Source organism: Thermomonospora echinospora (genome assembly GCF_900108175.1).
GTDB classification, from domain to species: Bacteria; Actinomycetota; Actinomycetes; order Streptosporangiales; family Streptosporangiaceae; genus Thermomonospora; species Thermomonospora echinospora.
This window is the reverse complement of record NZ_FNVO01000020.1, coordinates 40,290-63,894: the sequence shown is the minus strand read 5'-3', so window position 1 is coordinate 63,894 and position 23,605 is coordinate 40,290. Positions and strand designations below refer to the sequence as shown.

Here is a 23,605-nt window from a genome sequence, read left to right as displayed (position 1 = left end):
ATCGCTCAGGACGCGAGACGAGGAAGGGCGTCCCGAACCGCGATGCCCGCGGTACGGGACGCCCTTCCGCCTTTGGCGGAGACGGCGACCTTTGACGGAGACGGCGAGCGGAGCGGCCGGTGAGCACGGAGACGGGCATGCAGACGGGCACGGACACGGACATCGACGCCCCCACCGAACCGGCGAACGGCCCCGGAGCGCAGCCCGCGACCACCGGCGGGGCCGGCCGGCCGGCCGCTGAGGAGCCGGCTGCGGCCGTTGGGCGGGACGGTGCGGGGGGCGGAGGGGACGCCAGGGGCGGCGGGCCGGACGGGGCGCGTGCGGAGCTGGCGGCGGCGCGGGCGCGGCGGGGAGCCGAGCTCGACCGCTGGCTGGCCGAACTGCTGGCGGAGACCGGGGCCGGGGACGAGGTCGCGCTGGTCACGGTGGGCAGCCACGGCCGCGGGGAGCTGACCCCCGGCGGCGACCTCGATCTGGTGCTGGTGCATCGCGGGCGGCCGGACATCGCCGAGATCGCCGACCGGCTGTGGTACCCGATCTGGGACCGCGGGCTGCGCCTGGACCACTCGGTGCGCACCCTCGAAGAGGCCAGGCAGGTCGCCGGATCGGACCTGAAGGCCGCCATGGGCCTGCTCGGCGCCCGCCGGCTGGCCGGTGACCAGGAGCTGGCCGACCAGCTGCGCACGGCGGTGCTGGCCGACTGGCGGCTGCAGGCCCGGCGGCGGCTGGCCGAGCTGGCCGAGCTGACCCGGAGGCGCTGGGCCGACCAAGGGGAGCTGGCGTTTCTGCTCGAACCCGACCTCAAGGAGGCCAGGGGAGGGCTGCGCGATGTCCACGTCATGCAGGCGGCGGCCGCCACCTGGGCGGCGCCGGGCCCCGGCGAGCGGGTGCGCGCCGCCCATGACCTGCTGCTGGACGTCCGGCATGCACTGCACGAGACGACCGGACGGGCCACCGACCGCCTCGTCCTGCAGGAGCACGAGGCCGTGGCGCGGGCCCTGGGCCTGGCCGACGGCACCGCCCTGCTCCGCGCGATCGTCGAGGCCGCCCGTACCGTCACCTACGCCGCCGACCACCTTTGGCGGCACGTCGACCGCTACTGCGCCGACCGGAGCCGCAGCGTCCGCGCGGCGGGCGCCGTCCGGATCGAACGGCGGCCGGTGGGCGACGGGGCCGTCGAGCACGACGGGGAGGTCGTACTCGCCCGCGGCGCCGACCTGACCGACCCGGTGCTGCCGCTGCGGGTGGCGTCCGCCGCCGCCCAGGCCGGGCTGCCGCTGGCCCCCGCCACTGTGGAACGGCTGGCCGACAAGGTCCCGCCGCTGCCGGTGCCGTGGCCCGCCGAGGCCCGGGACGCTCTGGTGTCGCTGCTGGGCGCCGGGGCCCCGGCGATCACCGTGTGGGAGGCCCTCGACCAGGCCGGGCTGATCGTCCGGGCGCTGCCCGAATGGGAGCGGGTGCGCAACCGGCCCCAGCGCAATCCCGTCCACCGGTTCACCGTGGACCGGCACCTGGTGGAGGCCGCCGCCGGGGCCGCCGCGATGACCCGCGACGTCGCCCGCCCTGACCTGCTGCTCGTGGGGGCGCTGCTGCACGACATCGGCAAGGGGCTGCCCGGCGACCACTCCCGTACCGGCGCCGTGCTGGCCCGCGAGATGGCCGTCCGGATGGGCTTCGCCGACGGCGACGCCGACGTGCTGGAGACGGTCGTCCGCCACCACCTGCTACTGCCGGACACCGCCACCCGGCGCGACCTGGACGACCCGGTGACCGTGCAGACCGTCCTGGACGGCGTGTGCGCCGTGCCCGGCCGGGGCCGGGAGGTGCTGGAGATCCTGGCGGCGCTGGCGGTCGCCGACGCGCAGGCCACCGGGCCCGCCGCCTGGGGCGCCTGGAAGGCCCGGCTGGTCGAGGAGCTGGTGCGGCGGGTGGACGCCCGGCTGACCGGCACCACGCCCCCGCGCGAGGACCTGCACCCGGCCCCCGGGGACCTGGCGCTGGCCCGCCACGACGGGGCGTCCGTCCGGGTCGTCGGCTCCCGGGTCACCGTCGCGGTACGGGACCGGCCCGGCCTGCTGTGGCGGGCGGCCGGGGTGCTGGCCCTGCACCGGCTGGTGGTGCGGACCGCCCGGGTGTTCTCGGCCGCCGACGTGGGCACCGCCGTGCTGGACTTCGTCGCCGTCCCCGAGTACGGCACCCCGCCCGAGCCCGCCGCCCTAGAGGCCGACCTGCGCCGGATGCTCGCCGGGCGGCTGGACGTGGCGGCCCGGCTGGAGCAGCGCGCCGCCGCGGTGCGTAGGCGGCCCGGCGTCCCGGTGCCGCCGCCCCGGGTCACGATCGTCGACGACGCCTCCAGCACCGCCACGGTGGTCGAGGTCCGCGCGCACGACCGGCCTGGCCTGCTGTGGCGGATCGGCCAGGCCATCGGCGCCTGCGGCCTGCAGGTTGTGGGCGCCAGGGTGGACACGCTCGGCGCCGAGGCGGTCGATGTCTTCTACGTGGTGGACGGCGAGGGCCGCCCCCTGGAGACCCCCGCCGCCCTGTCGTCCCTGCGCGAGAAAATCCTGGCCGCCCTCCGCTAAATCCCTCCCCGCCGGGCGGCGCCGGCCGCCCTGGCCCCCCGGCTCCTGGCGATCGCCGTCACCCGCAGGCCAACGGCCAGAGCACGCCTTCCGTCTGGAGCATGCCTTCCGTCTGGAGCACGCCTTCCGTCTGAAGCATGCGTTCCGGCCAGAGCATGCGCCTGTCTGGAGCACGCGTTCCGTGGCGGACGGACGGGTCAGCGGCCGTCGAGCAGGGGGCGGGTGGGGTCCCAGGTGGTGCCGTGCTCGGCGTCGTGGCGGCGGCGGGCCATGCCCGACAGCGCCTCCAGCACCACCCGGTTGCCGAGGTAGGCGGTGATGTCGGCGTGGTCGTAGGGCGGCGCCACCTCGACGATCTCCATGCCCACCACCGGCAGCTCGTAGCAGATCCGCCGGACCGAGTCGAGCAGTTGCCGGGCCGACAGCCCGCCCGGCTCCGGGGTGCCGGTGCCGGGGGCGTGGCCCGGGTCGCACACGTCGATGTCCACCGACAGGAACACCCCCTCGCACTCGTCCAGCGCGATGGCGAACGCCTCCGACAGGCAGGTCTCCAGGCCGCGGCTGACGATCTCGGTCATCTCGTACGAGCGCATCCGCTGCTGGGCCATCCAGCTCAGCGTCTCCGGCTCCGGCCAGTAGCCGCGCAGCCCGATCTGCAGGAACCGGTCGCCGCGGATCGCCCCCGACTCGATCAGCCGCCGCATCGGCTGGCCATGCCCGTACAGGTGCCCGAACTCGATGTTCCCAGTGTCGGCGTGCGCGTCGAAGTGCAGCATCGACACCTGCCCGAAGCCGTGGTGGCGGGCCACCCCCCGGGCGTCCGGCAGCGCCAGCGTGTGGTCGCCGCCCAGCACCAGCGGGATCGCACCGGACGAGGCGATCGTGTGCACGGCCTCCTCGATGTTGGCGATGCTGGTCTCCACGTCCCCCGAGTAGCACTCCACGTCGCCGGCGTCGTACACCCGCAGGTCCTTCAGCCCGTCCACCCGCAGGGCCAGGCTGGGCCGGGACCCGTCGTGGGGCAGGTAGCACGCCTCGCGCAGCGCCTTGGGGCCGAACCGCGCGCCGGAGCGGGCCGAGGTGCCGCCGTCGAAGGGCGCGCCGAGGATGACGATGTCGGCGTCGGCGAACGACTCCGGGTCGGTAAGGTCGCAGCGGTCCACGCCGAGGAAGGTGAAGTCAGGGCCGAACATGGGGCCATACCTGGTCATAAGCCCGACGGTACGGGCTGGGCCAGACTGCCTGCGACCGCCGGTGTGGAGGGGCGGCGCGCACTTCGTATACAGGACGGTGTCCCCCGGATTCCTCGATACCCTGAAGTAGATTCCCTTCAAGTCTTCTAGGACGGGTCGCACACGTGTTCGAGACGCTCTCCGACCGGCTGACGTCGGTCTTCTCCTCGCTGCGCAGCAAGGGCAGGCTGTCGGAAGCGGACATCAACGCCACCGCGCGCGAGATACGGATCGCGCTGCTGGAGGCGGACGTGGCGCTGCCCGTCGTCAAGGACTTCATCGCGCACGTCAAGGAGCGCGCCACCGGCGCCGAGGTCTCCCAGGCGCTGAATCCGGCCCAGCAGGTCGTCAAGATCGTCAACGAGGAGCTCATCGAGATCCTCGGCGGCGAGACCCGGCGGATCCGGTTCGCCAAGACCCCGCCGACCGTGGTCATGCTGGCCGGTCTGCAGGGCGCCGGTAAGACCACCCTGGCCGGCAAGCTGGCCCGCTGGCTCAAGGGCGAGGGGCACACCCCGCTGCTGGTGGCCGCCGACCTGCAGCGGCCCAACGCCGTCCAGCAGTTGCAGGTGGTGGGGGAGCGGGCCGGGGTGCCGGTGTTCGCCCCCGAGCCGGGCAGCGGCGTCGGCGACCCGGTCGCCGTGGCCCGCCGCTCGATCGAGCAGGCCCGGCACGCCCAGCACGACGTGGTCATCATCGACACCGCCGGCCGGCTCGGCGTGGACGCCGAGATGATGCAGCAGGCCGTCGACATCCGCGACGCGGTCTCCCCGGACGAGATCCTGTTCGTGGTCGACGCCATGGTCGGCCAGGACGCGGTCAACACCGCCCAGGCGTTCATGGACGGGGTCGGCTTCGACGGGGTGGCGCTGACCAAGCTGGACGGCGACGCCCGCGGCGGCGCGGCGCTGTCGGTGCGGCACATCACCGGCCGGCCGATCATGTTCGCCTCCACCGGCGAGAAGCTGGAGGACTTCGACCTCTTCCATCCCGACCGGATGGCCGGCCGGATCCTCGACATGGGTGACATCCTCACCCTGATCGAGCAGGCGGAGAAGGCGTTCGACGCCGAGCAGGCCGCCAAGATGACCACCAAGTTCGCCTCGGGCGAGGACTTCACCCTCGAGGACTTCCTCGAGCAGATGATGATGATCCGCAAGCTCGGGCCGATCGGCAACCTGCTGGGCATGCTGCCCGGCATGGGCCAGGTGCGCGACCAGGTCAGCCAGATCGACGACAAGGACCTGGACCGGGTCGCCGCCATCATCCGCTCGATGACGCCCTACGAGCGCGCCAACCCCAAGGCCATCAACGGCTCCCGGCGGGCCCGGATCGCGGCCGGCTCAGGCACCACGGTCGGCGAGGTCGGCAGCCTGGTCACCCGGTTCTTCGAAGCCCAGAAGATGATGCGGCAGATGGCCGGCGGCATGGGCCTGCCCGGCATGCCCGGCGGCCGCCGCAAGGCCGCCAAGGGCAAGAACGCCAAGACCAAGAAGGGCAAGCAGCGCAGCGGCGACCCCCGCAAGCGCGCCGCCGCGGCCAAGGGCGCCGGCGACGGGCAGCCCACGCCGGACGCGCTGCCCCAGGGCCTGCCGCCGGGCCTGGGCGGCGGTCTGCCGGGCGGCCTGCCCGGCCAGCTCCCGCCGGGCTTCCAGATGCCCGACCTCGGCAAGCTGCAGACCCGCAAGAAGAAGTGATCCGCGCCGTGCCGTCCGGCGACCCCGCCGAACGGCACGGCCGGAGCACCCGCCGTCCCGGACTCCGGCGCCGTTCGGTGAGCTTGATGAGGGGTGCCCCCGCCGGGCCGGTCGGGTCTTCCGGCACGGTCCCGGCACGTCGTCCGGTGCGTCCGCGGGGACTCGCGGACGCGAGCGTGCCGGCCGGCCGCGCCGGCCACCCGGCGTGACGGCTCGTCGTTGATCGATTGCGTCTCCACGGTCATCGTCTGGCACAATGGCAGGCTGGAAACCCGGTATCGGCAGGCGCCCTCTCTCGTCCTGGCGGCCCGGAGTCCATCGAGCGGCCGGCAACGGTGTCCCCACCTGGATGCGGGCCCGCTCAGCCATCTGGAATCTGGAGAACACCACACCCGTGGCAGTCAAGATCAAGCTCAAGCGTCTGGGGAAGATCCGGAACCCGCAGTACCGGATCGTCGTCGCCGACTCCCGCACCAAGCGGGACGGGCGGGCCATCGAGGAGATCGGCAAGTACCACCCCAAGGAGGAGCCCTCGCTGATCGAGGTGAACTCCGAGCGGGCGCAGTACTGGCTGGGCGTCGGCGCGCAGCCGACCGAGCCGGTGCTGAACATCCTCAAGATCACCGGCGACTGGCAGAAGTTCAAGGGCGAGCCCGGCGCCGAGGGCACGCTCAAGGTCGCCGAGCCCAAGGCCGACCGCAAGGCCCTCTACCAGGCCGCCGTCCAGGAGGCCATGAAGGAAGACGAGGGCGCCGCCACCACCCCCAAGTCCAAGAAGAAGGCCGAGCCCAAGGCCAAGGCCGACTCGGGCGAGGCCGCTGAAGCCAAGAGCGAGGGCTGACGCGTGCTCGAAGAAGCGCTCGAGCACCTGGTCCGCGGGATCGTCGAGCACCCGGACGACGTCCAGGTGCGACCCCGCCGGATCAAGGGCGGCCGGGTCCTGGAGGTGCGGGTGCACCCCGAGGACCTCGGCAAGGTCATCGGCCGCAGCGGGCGTACCGCCAAGGCCCTGCGCACCGTGATCGGCGGCCTGTCCGGCGGCCGGTACGTGCGGGTGGACCTGCTCGACGTCAACGAGGTCCGCTGACATGACCGCCGTGACCCGCCCCGGCGCCGCCCGGAACGCCTGACCGACGATGGACGATCAGGTGGTAGTCGGCCGGATCGGCCGCCCGCACGGCATCCGAGGCGAGGTCACGGTGGACGTCCGGACCGACGATCCCGATGTCCGGTTCGCCCCGGGCACCGTGCTCGCCACCGATCCCGGGCAGGCCGGCCCGCTGACGGTCGAGCAGGCCCGCTGGCATTCGGGACGTCTGCTCCTGCGCTTCGCCGGCGTCGACGACCGCACCGCCGCGGAGGATCTGCGCGGCACCTGGCTGGTCGTCGACGCCGGGGACCTGGTTCCTCTGAGTGACCCCGACGAGTTCCACGACCAGGAACTGATCGGGCTGACGGCGGTGACCACCGGCGGCGGCACCGTCGGCACCGTTACCGAGGTCCGCCACTTCGGCCAGGACCTGCTGGTCATCCGGCGCGACACCGGCGGTGAGGCCCTCGTCCCCTTCGTCGCCGCCCTCGTCCCCGAGGTGGACGTCGCCGGCGGCCGCCTGGTCATCGACCCGCCTCCCGGCCTGCTGGACGAGTCCTGAACCATGCGGCTCGACATCATCTCGATCTTCCCGGAGTACTTCGCCCCGCTGCAGGTCTCCCTGCTGGGCAAGGCCCGGCTCCGCGGCCTCCTCGACGTGCACGTCCACGACCTGCGCCAGTGGACGCACGACCGGCACCGCACCGTCGACGACACCCCGTACGGCGGCGGCCCGGGCATGGTCATGAAGCCCGACCCCTGGGGCGAGGCCCTCGACACCATCGCCCCGCCCCCGTCCGTACCGGCCACCGGCGCGCGATCCATCCCGGCCGGGCAGGCCACTGATGCGCAGACAGTTGACGTGCAGACAGTTGACGTGCAGGCCATTGCGCATGAGCAGGCCGCCGGTGCGGAGCACGGCGCAACGGAGGGACGGCGGCCGCCGGTGCCGCGGCTGATCGTGCCGACGCCGAGCGGGCGGCCGTTCACCCAGGCGATGGCGGTGGAACTGGCCGCGGAGCCGTGGCTGGTCTTCGCCTGCGGACGGTACGAGGGCATCGACTCGCGGGTCGTCGAGGAGGCCCGGACCCGGATGCGGGTCGACGAGGTGAGCATCGGCGACTACGTGCTGGCCGGCGGCGAGGCCGCCGTGCTGGTCATCGTCGAGGCGGTCGGCCGGCTGGTGCCCGGCGTGCTGGGCAACGCCGAATCGGTCGCCGACGACTCCTTCGCCCCGGGTCGCATGCAGACTCTGCTGGAAGGGCCCGTCTACACCAAGCCCCCGGTCTGGCGGGGCCGGGCCGTTCCCGACGTCCTGCTGTCGGGCCACCACGGCGCGATCGCTCGCTGGCGCCGGGACCAGGCGCTGCGCCGTACCGTCGCCAACCGCCCTGAGCTGGCGGCCGAGCTGGACCCGGCGGACCTGGACGAACGCGACCGGCAGGTGCTCGCCGAGGCCGGACTGCCGCCCGGCGGCGAGGCCGTCGCCGGAGCCGGATTGCCGCCCGGTGGCAAAGCTGTGGCAGACTAGAGCGTCGGCGCCCCGTGTCCGGGCTGCCTCACGACTTCCACGAAGCACGATCCACTTGCGCGGCGCGACGCCCCGACCCTCATCAGGGGCCTCTCGATGTCCGCTGCCGACCATGAGGAACCGCTGTCATGCACACCCTGATCCAGGAGATCGAGAAGGCCGCGCTGCGTGCCGACGTCCCGGACTTCCGTCCGGGCGACACGCTGAAGGTGCACGTCCGCGTCACCGAGGGCAACCGGAGCCGGATCCAGGTCTTCCAGGGCGTGGCGATCCGGCGGCAGGGCGGCGGCGCTCGGGAGACCTTCACGGTCCGCAAGATCAGCTACGGCGTCGGCGTGGAGCGGACCTTCCCGCTCAACAGCCCCTCGATCGAGAAGATCGAGGTCGTCACCCGCGGTGACGTCCGCCGCGCCAAGCTCTACTACCTGCGCAACCTGCGGGGCAAGGCCGCCCGCATCAAGGAGAAGCGCGACTTCTGAGGCCGCCGGCCCGTTTCGGTGCCGTGACCGCCGCAGCGCCCCGGGAACCCTTTGCGGTGACCGGGGCGTTCAGTTTCCGATCAGTGTGAATCGATTGCCTGCTCATGGTGGACGACACGGCGGCGAACGGAGCCGCCAGGACCGACCCGCTATAGGCTCGCCCTGATGACTGACGAGGACGATCGGAGAGACGTGCGTTCCGAAGCCGAGGGCGCGGTGCCCAACGAGAAGCAGGCCGTGACCCCGGGCGAGGACGCCGCCGAAGATCGCGCGAACGGCTCCGCGCCCGGCGCGGGCGGCGCCGCCGGCGATATGGGCGCCTCCCGGGACGAGGACGGGTCCGACGCGCCCGCCGAGGAGAGCGGCAAGGACGGCAAGCAGGGCTCCTTCTGGAAGGAGCTGCCCATCCTCATCGGCGTGGCGCTGGTGCTGGCCCTGGTCATCAAGGCGTTCGCCGTCCAGGCCTTCTACATCCCGTCGGCGTCGATGGAGAACACCCTGCAGATCGGCGACCGGGTCCTGGTCAACAAGATCGTCTACCACACCCGGGACGTCCGACGCGGCGACATCGTGGTCTTCAACGGCCTGGACTCCTGGGACCCCGAGGTCCAGGTCGCCGAGCCCACCAACCCGATCTCCAAGGCCTTCCACTGGATCGGCGGCGCCTTCGGCGTGGTCCCCGGCGAGAAGGACTACATCAAGCGGGTCATCGGCACGCCGGGCGACCACGTCAAGTGCTGCGACTCCCAGGGCCGGATGACCGTCAACGGGGCGCCACTCGACGAGCGCTCCTACCTGTTCACCGACCCGGTGACCGGCGAGCGCAACAAGCCGTCCAACGAGCCATTCGACGTCACCGTCCAGCCGGGCAACCTGTGGGTGATGGGCGACCACCGCGAGGTCTCCTACGACTCGCGCCAGCACCGCGGCGACCCCGGCGGCGGCGCCATCCCCGAGAACCGGGTGATCGGCCGTGCCTTCGTCATCGTGTGGCCGGTCAACCGCATCGGCACGCTGCCGATCCCCAAGACCTTCGAACAGCCCGCGCTGAACGCCGCCGGCGCCCTCCTACCCGCCACCCCGTTCGCCCTGGGCCTGGCCGGCGCCATCCCCATCACCCTGCTCAACCGCCGCCTCCGCCTCCGCCTCCGCCGAACCCGCCGCCGCCTCACTCCCTGACCACCAGGGCACCGGGATCGCCAGGGCACCGGGATCGCCGAGGCGCCGGAATCGTTGAGGTGCCGGAATCGCCCGTTCACGGCTCTCCCACCGGATGATCCTCGGAACTCCGCCTGGCCTTGCCGGGTATCGGCATCGCGCACCTTGCCGGGAGTCCCTCGTGCGGGGGCCTGGATCCGCGCTGCGGGAGCGTCCGGCAGAACGTACGCTTCGAGGCATGATGAGGCGTCCGCCCAGGTTCACGCCCCGCCGCGACGCGGGGCTGTACGGGCTTGAGCGAGCCCTGGAGCACGCCGGGTTCCGTCCCGTGGCAGGTGTGGACGAGGCTGGTCGCGGCGCGTGCGCGGGGCCCCTGGTGATAGGCGCGGCGGTCCTGCCCTCCGGGCGGCGTGGTGTGATCGACGGGCTGACCGACTCCAAGCTCCTGACCCCGCGCCGCCGGGAGGAGATCTACGCCGAGATCGTCGACCGCGCCGCCGCCTGGACCGCGGTGATCATTCCCCGGCACGACATCGACCGCATCGGCCTGCACCGGTGCAACATCACCGGGATGCGCCGGGCGCTGGCGAAGCTGGAGACCAGACCCGCCTACGTGCTCAGCGACGGTTTCCGGGTTCCCGGGCTGGACGTACCGGGGCTGGCCGTGCCCAAGGGCGACCGCGTCGCCGCCTGTGTGGCGGCCGCCTCGGTGATCGCCAAGGTGACCCGGGACAGGTTGATGACCGAACTCCACGAGCGCTACCCCGAGTACGGTTTCGCCGAGCACAAGGGGTACATCACCCGTGAGCACACGGCGGCGCTCGGCGTCTACGGTCCCTGCCCGGAGCATCGCCTGTCGTTCGTGAACGTGGCGCGCCTGCGGGACAATGGAGCCGAGGCCGGCGCGTTCGACCTGGCGGGGGAGGGAGCACGAGCGTGAGTGCGGAGGATCTCGAGAAGTACGAGACCGAGATGGAGCTCCAGCTCTATCGCGAGTACCGCGACGTCGTCGGGCTCTTCAGCTACGTGGTCGAGACCGAGCGCAGGTTCTACCTGACCAACTCGGTCGACCTCCAGGTCCGCAGCGCCGAGAACGGCGAGATCTTCTTCGAGGTCACCATGCAGGACGCCTGGGTCTGGGACATGTACCGTCCCGCACGCTTCGTGAAGAACGTCCGCGTCGTCACCTTCAAGGACGTCAACGTCGAGGAACTCGCCAAGAGCGACCTGGAGCCCCCCTCCAACGGCTGACCCCACCTCACCTCCTCACCCCGGCACACCCGGCCGTACACCTGGTCGCCATGTCGAACCCCCATTGAGGTGTGCGATCGGGTCTGCGGCCGGAGCCACCGGCTGAGCCGGGCGCCGGTTGGCCGGGCAGGCCGTTTCGGCCGGTGACCGTCCCTATTCGCCGGCTTTTGGTCGTTCTCTGTCGCGCGGTGGTGCGGGGCTTGGTGGGGGCTCGGGCCTTCATGGGGTGGGGTCGGGTTGTGCGGGCCGGCGGCGCAGGCGCCAGCCGCCGGTGGTGCGTTCGATGAATCCGGCCGCGGACAGTTGGCCGAGCCGGCCGCTCGCGGTGGTGAGATCGACTCCTGCCTTCACCGCGATCTGGGCGGGCCCCGCCGCGCCTCGTGCCGGCAGCGCCTCCAGCACTGCCCTGGTGACGGGGTCGAGCATGTCCCTGGGCAGCACCGGCCCTCGGGGCACCGGGGCGAGGTCGGTACCGATCCGGCCCACCTCCTCAAGGATCTCGGCGACCGCGGTCACGCAGCGGGCCGGCGGGACCTCACGCAGCAGCCTGTGGCACCCGGCCGAGCTTCTGGAGCCGACTGGGCCTGGCACCGCCATCAGGACGCGTCCCAGGTCGCGGGCGTGGGCGGCGGTGTTCAGTGCTCCGCTGCGAACGGCGGCCTCCACCACGACGGTGCCCTTCGTCAGGGCGGCGATGACCCGGTTGCGCACCAGGAACCGGGGGCGGCTGGGATCCGTGCCCGGTGGTGACTCGCTGACCAGCAGGCCCTGGTGCAGCATCTCGACGAACAACGCCTCGTTGCGGGGCGGGTAGAACCGGTCGACGCCGTTGGCGAACACCGCGACCGTCTGCCCGTCCGCGGCCAGCGCCCCGCGGTGGGCCGCCGCGTCGATGCCCAGGGCGCCGCCGCTGACCACGCTCCAGCCGGCGTCGGCCAACTCGGCGCCCAGTTCGGCGGCGATCCGCAGCCCGTACGGGGACGCGGCGCGGGCGCCCACGATCGCGACCGAACGCAGGCAGGCATAACGCAGGTCGGCGGGTCCGCGCAGCCACAGCGCGTAAGGCCGTCGATCGCCGAGATCGTCCAGGGTCACCGGCCACTCCGGATCGCCCGGACAGACGATCCGACCGCCGAGCCGCTCACAGACGGCCAGGTCGGCATCGGTGTCGGCGGCCCGCAGCCGGGCCCGCCAGGCCGTCAGCCGGCGGTGCCCGCCGTCGCCGATCACCACTCCGTCCGGCGGCGGCTCCTCACCCCGCACGACGGCCAGCGCGCCACAGGGGCCCACCCGGGCGATGAGCCGCCCCAGCAACGCCTCACCCGGCTCGGCAACGGCGCACAGCGCGGCCCGGGCGAACCTCTCCTCGTCAGAAGCCGTCACGACCCACCCCCTGCTCTCTCCCGGGCAGACCAGGCACCGAGGGCACCGTTCCTGCCGGCAGGCGAGCGCCAGAGACGGCTTGACCGCCCGCACACATGCGTGGAGCGGATGGGACGATCTGCCGGAGGGCGCGTTCGCACACGTGCACCAGTGAGGTGGAGCCGGCCTTGGTTTCGTCGTTTGCGCGAGGCTCCCCACGTACGGTGCCTGATGGCCTTTTGAGCAGTACCCGCTGCCTGCCGCCCCTGGTCAGCCTCGGCGGGACCGAGGCCACCGGGAACGCTCGGCGGCCCGCGAATGTATGCAACGGGGCGGGAACGACCTGCTGGGAGGTGCGTTCGCGCAGGCGAGTCGGTGCAGCAGGGCAGGGTCCGGCCTCGACTCCATCGTGTGCGTGGCACTTCCCGCCCACGGCACCTGGTGGCTTTGGCGCAGCGTGTACTGAGGCGTTGGTGGGGTGTGTCGGTGGCATGGCTGGGCGTCGGCGGTCGTGTGTCTGTATGTCGTGTGAGGTGCCGTGTCCCGGCGTGTGGTGTCCGATGGGCCTGATGGGTCGTGCGCCTGGACACCGGCGGGACGCGGCAACGGATGGGTCGGGGGCCGGCGGGCTGTCCGCCTGCATGTCGGGGGAGGCGTTCCCGGCTGCGCTGTCCCCGGTGCGCCTGCCAGGGGCGGACGACTGCCGGCGCCGTTGGTGAGGCTGGAGAACAGTCATGATCGTCTTCCTGTCCAGAGGGCGAAGGCGCTGTCCAGGTCGGCTGCGGAAGGCGTGTCCCGGCCGGCGAGGTCCGCGCACGTCCAGGCGGTGCGCAGAACACGGTCGAGGCCCCGGGCGCTCAGCTCGCCGGTCTGCAGCACCCGGTCCACTGATGCCATGGCCTCCGGTGAGGGCAGGAACCGGCGCCGCAGCTGCGGACCGGGGATCTCGGCGTTGGTCCGCCACGGGGTGCCGGCCAGGCGCTTGGCAGCTCGTTCGCGGGCGCCCAGCACGCGTTCGGCCACCACCTCGCTGCGCTCGACCAGCTCCAGGTCGTAGCGCAGCTCGGCCCGGGTGGCCGGATGCAACTCCAGCTTGAGATCGATGCGGTCCAGGAGCGGACCCGAGATGCGTGCCAGGTACTTGTGACGCACCGCCGGGGGGCAGGTGCAGTCGATCGACTTGGCGGCCGCGCACGGACACGGGTTGGCGGCCAGCACCAGGGTGAACCGCGCCGGAAAGCGGGTGCTGGCCCCGGCACGGGCGATCATGACCTCCCCCTCCTCCAGAGGCTGGCGGAGGGCGTCGAGAACTCCGGCGTTGTACTCCGGCGCCTCGTCCAGGAACAAGATCCCCTGGTGGGCCAGGGAGGCGGCTCCCGGCTGGAGCAGCCGTCCCTGCCCACCGCCGACCATGGCCGCGCGGGTGGCGGTGTGGTGCGGCGCGTAGAAGGGCGGCCGGGTGATCAGCGGCTGCCCCGGCGGGAGGGTCCCGGCCACCGAATGGATGGCGGTGGCCTCCAGCGCCGCCTCCCGGTCGAGCGGTGGCAGCAGCGTAGGCAGGCGTTCGGCGAGCATGGTCTTGCCGCAGCCGGGCGGCCCGTAGAAGAACAGATGATGACCACCGGCCGCGCTGATCTCCAGGGCCCGCCGGGCCTCGGCCTGCCCGCGCACGTCCGCCAGGTCCAGATCCCCGCGCAGATCCCGGGAACGGGTGGTCAGGCCGTCGAGGCAGGGAGTGAACGGCGGAGGGTCCGCCTCGTCCGGCTCCGGCGGGGGCGCCTGCCCACGCAGATGGCACAGCAGCCCGTGCAGGGAGGACGCGGCGATCACCTCGATGCCGGGCACCAGTTCCGCCTCCGCGGCGTTGGCCCGCGGCACGACGACCGTGCGGTAGCCGGCGTTGGCCGCTGCGAGCACCGCTGGAAGCACCCCGGGAACGGCCCGGACCCGGCCGTCCAGGCCCAGCTCACCCATCATCACCATCCCGGCGCAGGCGGCCGGTTCGATCGTCTCCGCGGCGGCCAGCAGCGAAATCGCGATGGAAAGATCGAAACCAGAGCCCTTCTTCGGCAGGCTGGCGGGAAAGAGACTGATCGTCACGTGGCGCCCGGGCCATGGCTCGCCGGAATTGAAGATCGCCGCACGGACGCGGTCGCGCGCCTCGTTCAGCGCCGCGTCCGGGAGTCCCACCAGGTGCAGGCCCGGCACCCCGCTGGTGATGGCGGCCTCCACGTCGACCACGAAGCCGTCCACCCCGACCAGCGCCACCGACCGTGTCTTGGCCAGAGCCATGTCAGCACACCCCCCGCAGATGCTCCAGGTCGAATCCGGTGCGCTCGCCGCGGGCGGCGACGACCAAGCCGATCACGTCGATGCGGACGGTGGCCGCCGGCACGCCGTACTGGGCCGCCCAGCGACCCGCCAGCCGCCTTAACCGGGCCGCCTTCGCCGGTGTGATCGCCTCGGCGGGAGTGCCGAACGCGGTGCCGGTGCGGGTCTTGACCTCGCACACCACATGGCGGCTCCCGTCATAGGCGACGATGTCCAACTCGCCCTCGCGGCAGCGCCAGTTGCGGTCGACGATCGTCCAGCCGAGCCGGTCGGACAGATAGCGGGCTGCGGTCTCCTCACCGCGCCGGCCCAGGGCCTGCCTGTTCCCCGATCCCACAGGGCATCACCTCCACCACCGACGGTGCCGTGCACCGGCGCCCGCCGACAGCCGAACTTCGTTCTGTGGACAACCGGCGTCTCATTGCGGTCCGCCGGTCTCGCATGCCCCGGCCCGTGCCATCGGGCGGGCCTGGGCCCGGTGGTGACGGCGGCGCGTGAAAACCGGCCCTGTGGCGGCGAGCGGGTTCCACCCGGGCAGCATTCAGGCTCTGGTGCAGATTCCGTGATCTTGATGGGCGACCGGGTCACGGTCCGGGGGCTCTGGCCGGTGGCCAGACTTTTGATCGCGAACATCACCTGGTGCGCCGATCAAGAAACTGCTGACCGTCTTGTTTCCTCACCGACCTGGATTGTGGGCGGGGTCCGACCTCCGTTGAGGCGCCCCGCCGGTTGATGCGGTCGCGTAGGTGGATCGACGTTATGTGAGCGGCGCCGACACGAGTCCCGCCGTTTCTCGGACTCTCCCGGACTGTGAGCCTTGCGGAGCCGGTGCTGGACCGACGAGGACCACCCGGACCGACCATGGCAGCGACCGAAGCCGGCAGGTCCACGCTGTCGGTCGGGTACGGCGGACCGGGTCGATCACGTCGAGCTCGTGACCGAGGTGCACAACGGCAGCGCAGTCCGCATCGCGGATCGTGTGCAGGTCGGCGGCATGGTCTGTCCGCCCCGGCGAGGGCACGCCATCCGTGGGCATTGGGGCATCGTGTTCACCGGCGGCTTCAGCGCCCGCGGTCCGGGAGCGGGCTCTTCGGAGACACTTCGATCGCCGATCCCTGCACCGGCACCCCGAGCTGGCCCAGAAGAAACCGTCAGAGCGGATGCCCGCCCGGTGACGCGTTCGTACAGGCGAACGTACAGGCGAACAGGTGTTGCGAGACCGGAGCCGTCAGCTGTTGCCCGAACCCCCGTCCAGATCCGGACGGAGAGAGGTCGGGAGCGCCTCATCGGAGACGGCCGCTCCCGGCACGGTGCAGGGCGACGCCTTGGAGTCGGCGTTGCGAAGACCAGTAGGGGAGCAGGCGTACTCCAGGGCGGAGCAGGGACAAAGGGTCGAGGTAGCGCAGGTCATGGCGCAGTCCCCAGTGAAGGCAGTGAAGAGGGCCGCAGTGACCCGGCAGATCTTGGACGGTGCCCAGCCGGGCGCTCACGGGCAGATGCCGGCCGGTCCGTACGGACGGGATGACGGGCAGATAGGTCGTCCTGAGAACACCGTGCGTCAGGACGACCACGCCGTGCCCGGCGACGTACCCGGCGAAGGACACCTGCCCCGCGGCGGCCGCGTAGACCGCCTGGCCGGGCGTGGCCACCAGATCCACGCCACGATGACCGGGACCCCAGGGGCTGAGCGGCGGGCTGAAGCCGCGGAGCACCTGGGGATCGGGGCTTAACGGCCATCGCCAGGGACCGGGCGGGCCGGGCAGCGCGGACGGGACAGCAGAGGCCAGGGAGAAGGCCCAGGTGAGGACCAGGGCGATGAGAGCCATGTGAAGGATCCTCCAGAGGGAAGGACTGGGGCACCAGGGCACGGAGAATTGTGGATAACTCTGGAACGTCGCCGATTCCACGGGGCGAGCGGACATCCCATAGACTTGAGGGACGGTCGCGCGGGGGAGCCTCTCTCGAGCGACCGAATTCACACGCCCGCTGCCACCAGCCTCCGCTCGCCAGGGGCCAACGGTGGGGTGCGGTCTCTCGGTCCGTCACGACGCTGACGGCGGGGCCGCGTCCGGGCGTGGGCAGACAACCGAGACATGCCCGGACAAGCGACCGGGCAGAACAGGAGCACACGGGATGGCACCCGTCGTCACCATGCGGCAGCTGCTGGAGAGCGGCGTCCACTTCGGCCACCAGACCCGGCGCTGGAACCCGAAGATGAAGCGCTTCATCTTCACCGAGCGCAACGGCATCTACATCATCGACCTGCAGCAGTCGCTGTCCTACATCGACCGCGCCTACGAGTTCATCAAGGAGACCGTCGCGCACGGCGGCACGATCCTGTTCGTCGGCACCAAGAAGCAGGGCCAGGAGGCCATCGCCGAGCAGGCGCAGCGGGTCGGCATGCCGTACGTCAACCAGCGCTGGCTGGGCGGCATGCTCACCAACTTCTCCACCGTCCACAAGCGGCTCACCCGGCTCAAGGAGCTGGAGGAGATCAACTACGACGACGTCGCGGGCTCCGGCATGACCAAGAAGGAGCTGCTGGGCCTCAAGCGCGAGAAGGACAAGCTCGAGCGCACCCTCGGCGGTATCCGCGACATGGCCCGCGTGCCCAGCGCGATCTGGATCGTGGACACCAAGAAGGAGCACATCGCCGTCAACGAGGCCCGCAAGCTGGGCATCCCGGTGGTGGCGATCCTGGACACCAACTGCGACCCGGACGAGGTCGACTACCCGATCCCGGGCAACGACGACGCCATCCGCAGCGTCAGCCTGCTGACCCGCGTGGTCGCCGACGCGGTGGCCGACGGCCTGATGGCCCGGGCCGGTGCCGCCACCGGTGGTGAGGACAAGCCCGCCGAGGCCGCCGCGGGCGCCGAGCCGCTGGCCGAGTGGGAGCGGGAGCTGCTGGAGGGCAAGGAGCAGGCCGAGGCCGCGCAGCCGACCGCCGAGGCTGCCCCGGAGGCCGCCCCGCAGGCCGCCGAGGCCGCCCCGGAGGCCGCCGAGGCCGCCCCGGAGGCCGCCGAGGCTGCCCCGCAGGCTGGCGAGGCTGCTCCGCAGGCCGGCGAGGCCTCCGACAACGCCTGATCCGAGGTCCCCGGCGGGCCCGCCCAGCGGGACCCGCCGGGCGCCCGCCGGATCCTCCGAACCGACGAAAGAGATCTGAATCGATGGCGAACTTCACCGCCGCCGACGTCAAGCGGCTCCGCGAGCTGACCGGCTCCGGCATGATGGACTGCAAGAACGCGCTGGTCGAGTCCGAGGGCGACTTCGACAAGGCCGTGGAGATCCTGCGCCTGAAGGGCGCCAAGGACGTCGGCAAGCGCGCCGAGCGCACCGCCGGCAACGGTCTGGTCGCCGAGCACTTCAACGGCACCGGCGACGGCGCGATCCTCGAGCTCAACTGTGAGACCGACTTCGTCGCCAAGAACGCCGGCTTCATCGAGCTGGCCGACCGGATCGTGCGGTTCGCCGCCGAGTCCGACGCCGCCGACGCCCCGGCCCTGCTGGGCCTGGAGATCGAGCCGGGCAAGACGGTGCAGGCGCTGATCGAGGAGAACAGCGCCAAGATCGGCGAGAAGCTGGAGCTGCGTCGCTTCGCCCACTTCAAGGGCGCCTACGTGACCAGCTACCTGCACAAGTCCGACCCGTCGCTGCCGCCGACCACCGGCGTGCTGGTGCAGCTGGACACCGAGAACCCCGAGATCGGCAAGGACATCGCCCAGCAGATCGCGGCGATGGCGCCCAAGTACCTGACCCGCGACGACGTCCCGGCCGAGGCGATCGAGAAGGAGCGGGCGCTGGCCGAGCAGATCACCCGCGACGAGGGCAAGCCGGAGAAGGCCATCCCGAAGATCGTCGAGGGCCGGGTCAACGCCTACTTCCGCGACTTCGTCCTGGTCGAGCAGGCGTTCGTCAAGGACGGCAAGAAGACCATCGCCAAGGTCCTCGACGAGGCCGGGGTGAAGGTCGAGCGTTTCGCCCGTTTCAAGGTGGGCCAGGCTTAACGATCCCGCTCGGAGGTATGCCGGGCAGGACGGGGCGGGACGAACGCCCATATCCGTGACATCGCAACGAGGAGGCCGCCGCCGTGGACGAGAAGACGACCGCTGACACGACGGCGGCTCCCGGCGTGTCCGGGGCCCAGCCCGGGCTGCCCAGAGGCGGCTGGCGGCGGGTGTTGCTCAAGCTGTCCGGCGAGGCGTTCGCCGGCGCCGAGCCGCTGGGCATCGACCCCGCGGTGGTGCAGCACATCGCCAAGGCCATCGCCGATGCGGTACGCGAGGGGACCCAGGTCGCCGTGGTGTGCGGCGGCGGCAACATGTTCCGCGGCGCCCAGATGGCCGAGCGGGGCATGGACCGGGGCCGCTCCGACTACATGGGCATGCTGGGCACGGTGATCAACTGCCTGGCGCTGCAGGACTTCTGCGAGAAGCTCGGCCTCGACACCCGGGTCCAGACCGCCATCACGATGGGCCAGGTCGCCGAGCCGTACATCCCCCGCCGCGCCATCCGGCACCTGGAGAAGGGCCGGGTCGTGATCTTCGGGGCGGGCCTGGGCCAGCCGTTCTTCTCCACCGACACATGCGCGGCGCAGCGCGCCCTGGAGATCGGCGCCGAGGCGGTGCTGAAGGGCACTCAGGTCGACGGCGTCTACGACGCCGATCCCCGTAAGAACCCGGACGCGGTCAAGTTCGACCGTTTGGACTACGGTGAAGTCCTACAGCGCGGTCTGAAGGTCATGGACGCCACGGCCATCAGCCTGTGCATGGACAACAATCTGCCGATCGTGGTCTTCGACCTGATGGGCCAGGGCAATATCATCCGGGCCGTCCGGGGTGACAAGATCGGCACGCTGGTCGGTCCGGCGGACGGCTGACCCGCCGCACCGGCCGCCCGGCCGGTCGGCGGGGTCGGCAGCAGGCAGGCAGGACAAGGTGACGGGAGCCCGAAGTGATCGATGAGATCCTCTTCGAAGCCGAAGAGAAGATGGAAAAGGCGGTGGCGGTCGCCAAGGAAGACTTCGCGGGCATTCGCACCGGCAGGGTCACCCCGGCCATGTTCAACAAGATCACCGCCGAGTACTACGGCACGCCGACGCCGATCAACCAGCTGGCCTCGTTCACGTTGCCCGAGCCGCGCATGGTGATCGTGCAGGTGTTCGACAAGTCGTCGATGAATGCGGTGGAGAAGGCGATCCGCGACAGCGACCTCGGGGTGAACCCCACCAACGACGGCAACGTGATCCGGGTGGTCTTCCCCGACCTGTCGGAGGAGCGCCGCCGCGAGTTCATCAAGATCGCCGGCGGCAAGGCCGAGGACAGCCGGGTCTCCATCCGCAACATTCGCCGCCGGGCCAAGGACGCGCTGGACAAGCTGGCCAAGGACGGCGAGGCCGGCGAGGACGAGGTCCGCCGTGCCGAGAAGGAACTCGACGACGCGACGCACAAGCACGTCGCCCAGATCGACGAGCTTCTCGAGCACAAGAAGGCCGAGCTGCTCGAGGTTTGATGGAAGCCGCACACGGCCGGGAGGCGGCACCGCCCCCGGCCGGTCCCCCCACGACGTCCGGTGGTCGCGCGGGCCGCAACCTGCCCGTCGCCGTCGGCGTCGGCCTGGGCCTCGGCGCGCTGGTCCTGGTCTCGCTCTACACCGTCAAGGAGATCTTCCTTGGCGTCATGACGTTCTTCCTGGCCTACGGGGTGCGGGAGCTGGCCCAGGCGTTCGGCTCCCGGGACATCCGCATCCCGCAGGCGCCGCTCATGGCGGGTGTGGTAGCGGCGCTGGTGGCCGCCTACGTCGGTGGTGCGCTCGCCCTGGTCGGCGCGCTCGCGCTCACCGTGCTGGCCCTGCTGGTGTGGCGGATGCCCGCCGGCGCCGACGGTTACGTACGGGACGCCACCGCCGGGCTGTTCATCGTCGCCTACGTGGCGCTCATGGGCGGCATCGTCGCCCTGATGCTCGCACCGAACGACGGCGCCCACCGCATCGTCATCTTCATCGCGGTCACCGTCTCCAGCGACATCGGCGGCTACTTCGCCGGCTCTTATCTCGGCCGGCACAAGATGGCCCCCTCCATTAGCCCGAAGAAGACCTGGGAGGGCTTCGCCGGGTCGGCGCTGACCTGCATGGGCATCGGCGCCTGGCTGATGTCCTGGCTGCTGGCCGACGGCCACCTGTGGCACGGGGTGCTGCTGGGGGCGGCCGTGGTGTGCTCGGCCACGGTCGGCGACCTCATCGAGTCGATGATCAAGCGGGACCTCGGCATCAAGGACCTGGGCACCCTGCTGCCCGGCCACGGCGGGGTGATGGACCGGCTCGACTCCCTGATCATCACGGCCCCGGTCGTCTGGCTGCTGCTGGAGCTGTTCGTCCGTACGAGCTGAGCCTCCGGCCGGTCGGTACGGCGGCGTCCCGGTCCTCGCCGGGACGCCGTCCGGTCAGGACACGACCCAGCTGCGGCCCTCGCCGCGCAGCCGGCGCACCAGGGCATTGGAGCCCTCGGCCTTGGCGTACCGGCGTTCCTCGTCGGTGATGGGGACCAGCCAGAGCCAGCGCACCGGGTCCCCGTCGAACGTGAACCCGGTCAGGTCCGGTGCGGGCGGCCCGGCCAGCCGGCTCGGGTCGTCCAGCAGCAGCACCCCCGCCCAGCGGGCGTCCTCGGCGTCCGGTCCGTTCAGGGGGAACGTCTTGGCCTCGTGGTACCACTTGACCACGTCCCCGGGCGCGAACCAGGTCACCGAACGCCACGGGTACTGCGCCAGCCACGGGAAGATGCTGCCCACCCGCTGGCTGGGCAGCGTGCTCGCCACGGCCAGCTCGATCCGCGCGTAGTGGGAGACGTCGTCCTCGTACAGCTCCACCGTGGGCATCCGCTGACGGCTCATGCCCAGCGTGCTCAGCACGGAGAAGTCCCGTCCCGTACGTGCGGGCCGCTCCGACACGCTCACCACGGGGGCGTTCGCCCGCTCGCCCTTCTGGGCGGCGCCGGGGCCCCGGAACTGGCGGCCGACATCGTGCCAGTAGTGCCCGCCGGGGCCGAGCCGGTTGAGCAGGTGCCCCAGCACGGACTGCTGGAACTCGGCCCAGGCGCCCTCCTGGCGGCACCACTCCCAGAAGGCGCGGGCCTGTTGGATGCGGGGGGAGAACTCCGCGATCTCCTGCTCCAGGGGGAACGCGAAGGGGCTCTGGGCGTTGACGTCCCGGCTGTAGCCGGGGATGCCCCGGCTCATGTCCGACCAGGCCGGAATGACGCACAGCGGCTCGCCCGACTCCAGTACGGCCGCCCCGTCCCCCTCCTCGAACCAGACGATCTCCAGCGACCGCGGATCCAGCGCCGGGCGGCCGTCGGGATGCCGGGTGCGGCCGGCGGGCATCACCGGCGTCAACCCGGCGTTCAGCCGGGACAGGTCCAGGCCCGGGGCCGCCGGCTGGTGGTTGGCGATCCAGCTGGCGCCGATCACGCCGTCCTGGGCGTCCCGCAGGTACGCCGCGGTGGTGACCCCGTCGGTCTCCACGGTGAGCCGGCGGCTGCCGTACGGGCTGGTCTCGGCGAGCAGGACCTTCGCCGCCGTGCCCGTTCCCCCGTCCCGGGACGGAGCTCCCGACCGCACGGAACCCGATCCTCTACGCAAAACCGCCATGATCCAGACTGTAACGGCCACCGGGAGGCTGCGCACGGCAAAGGCACGGGTCAGGGTTTGCCACACTGGGAGGACCATGTCTTCCACCTCTCAGCCGGTCTCCGCCGCAGCCGCGGGCGCTGCGCAGGACTCCGGCCGCCCCGCGCCGCCGCAGCCCGGCAAGCTCACCTTCGTGGCGCCGCGCCGGGCCAAGCCCCCGCGTCACCTGGCCGACCTGACCTCCGCCGAACGTCGCGCGGCGGTGGCCGAGCTCGGCGAGAAACCGTTCCGCGCCGACCAGCTCTCCCGCCACTACTTCGCCCGGCTGACCGACGACCCGGCGCAGATGACCGACCTGCCGGCGGCCGTCCGTGACCGGCTGGCCGCCGAGCTGCTGCCCGAGCTGCTGACCTCGGTGCGCACGCTGGACTGCGACGGCGGCACGACTCGCAAGACACTCTGGCGGGCCTTCGACGGCACGCTGCTGGAGTCGGTCCTGATGCGCTATCCCGACCGCGTCACCATGTGCGTGTCCTCGCAGGCCGGCTGCGGCATGAACTGCCCGTTCTGCGCCACCGGGCAGGCCGGCCTGACCCGCAACCTGTCCACCGCCGAGATCGTCGAGCAGGTCGCGGCGGGCGCCCGGGCGCTGGCCCGCGGGCAGCTCGCCGGCGGCCCCGGACGGGTCTCCAACATCGTGTTCATGGGCATGGGCGAGCCGCTGGCCAACTACAAGGCCGTCCTCGGTGCGGTCCGCCGGATCACCGACCCGGCCCCGCACGGCCTGGGCATCTCGCAGCGGTCGGTCACCGTCTCCACCGTCGGCCTGGTCCCGGCCATCGAGAAGCTGGCCGCCGAGGGCCTGTCGGTGCGCCTGGCGGTGTCCCTGCACGCCCCCGACGACGAGCTCCGTGACGAGCTGGTGCCGATCAACACCCGCTGGAAGGTGCGCGAGGTGCTGGACGCCGCCTGGGCGTACGCCGACCGCACCGGGCGGCGGGTGTCCATCGAGTACGCCATGATCAAGGACGTCAACGACCAGGCCTGGCGGGCGGATCTTCTCGGCAGGCTCTTGAAAGGTCATCTCGTTCACGTCAATCTGATCCCGTTGAACCCGACACCGGGCTCGAAGTGGACCGCCTCCCGGCCGCGGGACGAGCGGGAGTTCGTGGCCCGGCTGGAGGCCCACGGCGTGCCGGTGACCGTGCGCGACACGCGGGGAAGGGAGATCGACGGCGCCTGCGGGCAGCTGGCCGCCGCCACGGAATGA

22 protein-coding genes are annotated in these 23,605 nt (G+C 71.9%); 16 read left to right on the top strand and 6 right to left on the bottom strand.

Translation table 11 applies throughout. The features are described from left to right. Positions 1 to 119 precede the first annotated feature (119 nt). Positions 120 to 2,582: a [protein-PII] uridylyltransferase gene (locus C4U03_RS31550; RefSeq protein ID WP_235018268.1), complete on the top strand. Its 2,463-nt coding sequence runs from the start codon at positions 120 to 122 to the stop codon at positions 2,580 to 2,582. A gap of 197 nt (positions 2,583 to 2,779) precedes the next feature. Here C4U03_RS31550 and speB read toward each other — a convergent pair whose 3' ends face one another. Further along, positions 2,780 to 3,793 (bottom strand): agmatinase, encoded by a 1,014-nt coding sequence (gene speB / locus C4U03_RS31545; RefSeq protein WP_103943080.1) that lies wholly within the window; start codon positions 3,791 to 3,793, stop codon positions 2,780 to 2,782. A gap of 146 nt (positions 3,794 to 3,939) precedes the next feature. On the opposite strand from speB, the gene ffh reads away from it, so the two are divergent. The 9 genes from ffh to C4U03_RS31500 all read left to right on the top strand — a co-directional run bounded on the left by ffh (position 3,940) and on the right by C4U03_RS31500 (position 11,020). Further along, positions 3,940 to 5,511 carry a signal recognition particle protein gene (ffh, locus tag C4U03_RS31540; RefSeq protein ID WP_103943078.1) on the top strand — a complete coding sequence of 524 codons (1,572 nt, stop codon included), beginning with the start codon at positions 3,940 to 3,942 and terminating at the stop codon, positions 5,509 to 5,511. A 394-nt stretch (positions 5,512 to 5,905) separates the two neighbouring features. After that, a complete protein-coding gene (gene rpsP, locus C4U03_RS31535; RefSeq protein WP_103943247.1) occupies positions 5,906 to 6,352 on the top strand; it encodes a 30S ribosomal protein S16 in 447 nt (148 codons plus the stop codon). 3 nt (positions 6,353 to 6,355) lie between these two features. Continuing rightward, positions 6,356 to 6,598, top strand: coding sequence for an RNA-binding protein (locus C4U03_RS31530; protein WP_103943076.1), 243 nt, complete (start codon positions 6,356 to 6,358; stop codon positions 6,596 to 6,598). Between the two features lie 49 nt (positions 6,599 to 6,647). Next, positions 6,648 to 7,163, top strand: coding sequence for a ribosome maturation factor RimM (rimM, locus tag C4U03_RS31525; RefSeq protein WP_103943074.1), 516 nt, complete (start codon positions 6,648 to 6,650; stop codon positions 7,161 to 7,163). A 3-nt stretch (positions 7,164 to 7,166) separates the two neighbouring features. Then, positions 7,167 to 8,132: a tRNA (guanosine(37)-N1)-methyltransferase TrmD gene (trmD, locus tag C4U03_RS31520; protein ID WP_103943072.1), complete on the top strand. Its 966-nt coding sequence runs from the start codon at positions 7,167 to 7,169 to the stop codon at positions 8,130 to 8,132. A gap of 128 nt (positions 8,133 to 8,260) precedes the next feature. Continuing rightward, the gene (gene rplS, locus C4U03_RS31515; RefSeq protein ID WP_103943070.1) at positions 8,261 to 8,611 is read left to right on the top strand and encodes a 50S ribosomal protein L19; all 351 of its coding nucleotides are present in this window, start codon (positions 8,261 to 8,263) and stop codon (positions 8,609 to 8,611) included. Between the two features lie 165 nt (positions 8,612 to 8,776). Continuing rightward, a complete protein-coding gene (lepB, locus tag C4U03_RS31510; RefSeq protein WP_200827600.1) occupies positions 8,777 to 9,790 on the top strand; it encodes a signal peptidase I in 1,014 nt (337 codons plus the stop codon). Between the two features lie 217 nt (positions 9,791 to 10,007). After that, positions 10,008 to 10,709 (top strand): ribonuclease HII, encoded by a 702-nt coding sequence (locus tag C4U03_RS31505; RefSeq protein WP_235018267.1) that lies wholly within the window; start codon positions 10,008 to 10,010, stop codon positions 10,707 to 10,709. Next, positions 10,706 to 11,020, top strand: a complete 315-nt coding sequence (locus C4U03_RS31500; protein WP_103943068.1) for a DUF2469 domain-containing protein — start codon at positions 10,706 to 10,708, stop codon at positions 11,018 to 11,020. Before C4U03_RS31505 ends, C4U03_RS31500 begins: the two co-directional genes overlap by 4 nt. A 219-nt stretch (positions 11,021 to 11,239) precedes the next feature. On the opposite strand, the gene dprA is transcribed toward C4U03_RS31500, so the two are convergent. From dprA to C4U03_RS31480, 4 genes are all read right to left on the bottom strand, one after another. Further along, on the bottom strand, positions 11,240 to 12,403 hold the full coding sequence (dprA, locus tag C4U03_RS31495) for a DNA-processing protein DprA (RefSeq protein WP_103943066.1): 1,164 nt from the start codon (positions 12,401 to 12,403) through the stop codon (positions 11,240 to 11,242). A 711-nt stretch (positions 12,404 to 13,114) separates the two neighbouring features. Continuing rightward, on the bottom strand, positions 13,115 to 14,674 hold the full coding sequence (locus C4U03_RS31490; protein WP_103943064.1) for a YifB family Mg chelatase-like AAA ATPase: 1,560 nt from the start codon (positions 14,672 to 14,674) through the stop codon (positions 13,115 to 13,117). Between the two features lies 1 nt (position 14,675). Continuing rightward, complete coding sequence (locus tag C4U03_RS31485; protein ID WP_103943062.1) at positions 14,676 to 15,050, bottom strand: YraN family protein; 375 nt, start codon at positions 15,048 to 15,050, stop codon at positions 14,676 to 14,678. A gap of 946 nt (positions 15,051 to 15,996) precedes the next feature. Next, entirely contained in the window at positions 15,997 to 16,539 is a 543-nt protein-coding gene (locus tag C4U03_RS31480; RefSeq protein WP_103943061.1) for a M23 family metallopeptidase, read from the bottom strand. Between the two features lie 307 nt (positions 16,540 to 16,846). On the opposite strand from C4U03_RS31480, the gene rpsB reads away from it, so the two are divergent. The 5 genes from rpsB to C4U03_RS31455 all read left to right on the top strand — a co-directional run bounded on the left by rpsB (position 16,847) and on the right by C4U03_RS31455 (position 21,099). Next, entirely contained in the window at positions 16,847 to 17,800 is a 954-nt protein-coding gene (rpsB, locus tag C4U03_RS31475; RefSeq protein ID WP_103943059.1) for a 30S ribosomal protein S2, read from the top strand. An 83-nt stretch (positions 17,801 to 17,883) separates the two neighbouring features. Beyond that, complete coding sequence (gene tsf / locus C4U03_RS31470; protein WP_103943057.1) at positions 17,884 to 18,720, top strand: translation elongation factor Ts; 837 nt, start codon at positions 17,884 to 17,886, stop codon at positions 18,718 to 18,720. A gap of 125 nt (positions 18,721 to 18,845) precedes the next feature. Beyond that, positions 18,846 to 19,592: a UMP kinase gene (gene pyrH / locus C4U03_RS31465; protein ID WP_103943240.1), complete on the top strand. Its 747-nt coding sequence runs from the start codon at positions 18,846 to 18,848 to the stop codon at positions 19,590 to 19,592. Between the two features lie 74 nt (positions 19,593 to 19,666). Continuing rightward, a complete protein-coding gene (frr, locus tag C4U03_RS31460; RefSeq protein ID WP_103943055.1) occupies positions 19,667 to 20,224 on the top strand; it encodes a ribosome recycling factor in 558 nt (185 codons plus the stop codon). Next, positions 20,224 to 21,099 carry a phosphatidate cytidylyltransferase gene (locus C4U03_RS31455; RefSeq protein ID WP_103943053.1) on the top strand — a complete coding sequence of 292 codons (876 nt, stop codon included), beginning with the start codon at positions 20,224 to 20,226 and terminating at the stop codon, positions 21,097 to 21,099. The genes frr and C4U03_RS31455 overlap by 1 nt, the downstream gene beginning before the upstream one ends. A 54-nt stretch (positions 21,100 to 21,153) precedes the next feature. Here the strand turns inward: C4U03_RS31455 and C4U03_RS31450 are convergent, their stop codons facing one another. Beyond that, entirely contained in the window at positions 21,154 to 22,326 is a 1,173-nt protein-coding gene (locus tag C4U03_RS31450; RefSeq protein ID WP_235018266.1) for a suppressor of fused domain protein, read from the bottom strand. Positions 22,327 to 22,432: 106 nt separating this feature from the next. On the opposite strand from C4U03_RS31450, the gene rlmN reads away from it, so the two are divergent. Continuing rightward, positions 22,433 to 23,605 (top strand): 23S rRNA (adenine(2503)-C(2))-methyltransferase RlmN, encoded by a 1,173-nt coding sequence (gene rlmN / locus C4U03_RS31445; protein ID WP_103943049.1) that lies wholly within the window; start codon positions 22,433 to 22,435, stop codon positions 23,603 to 23,605.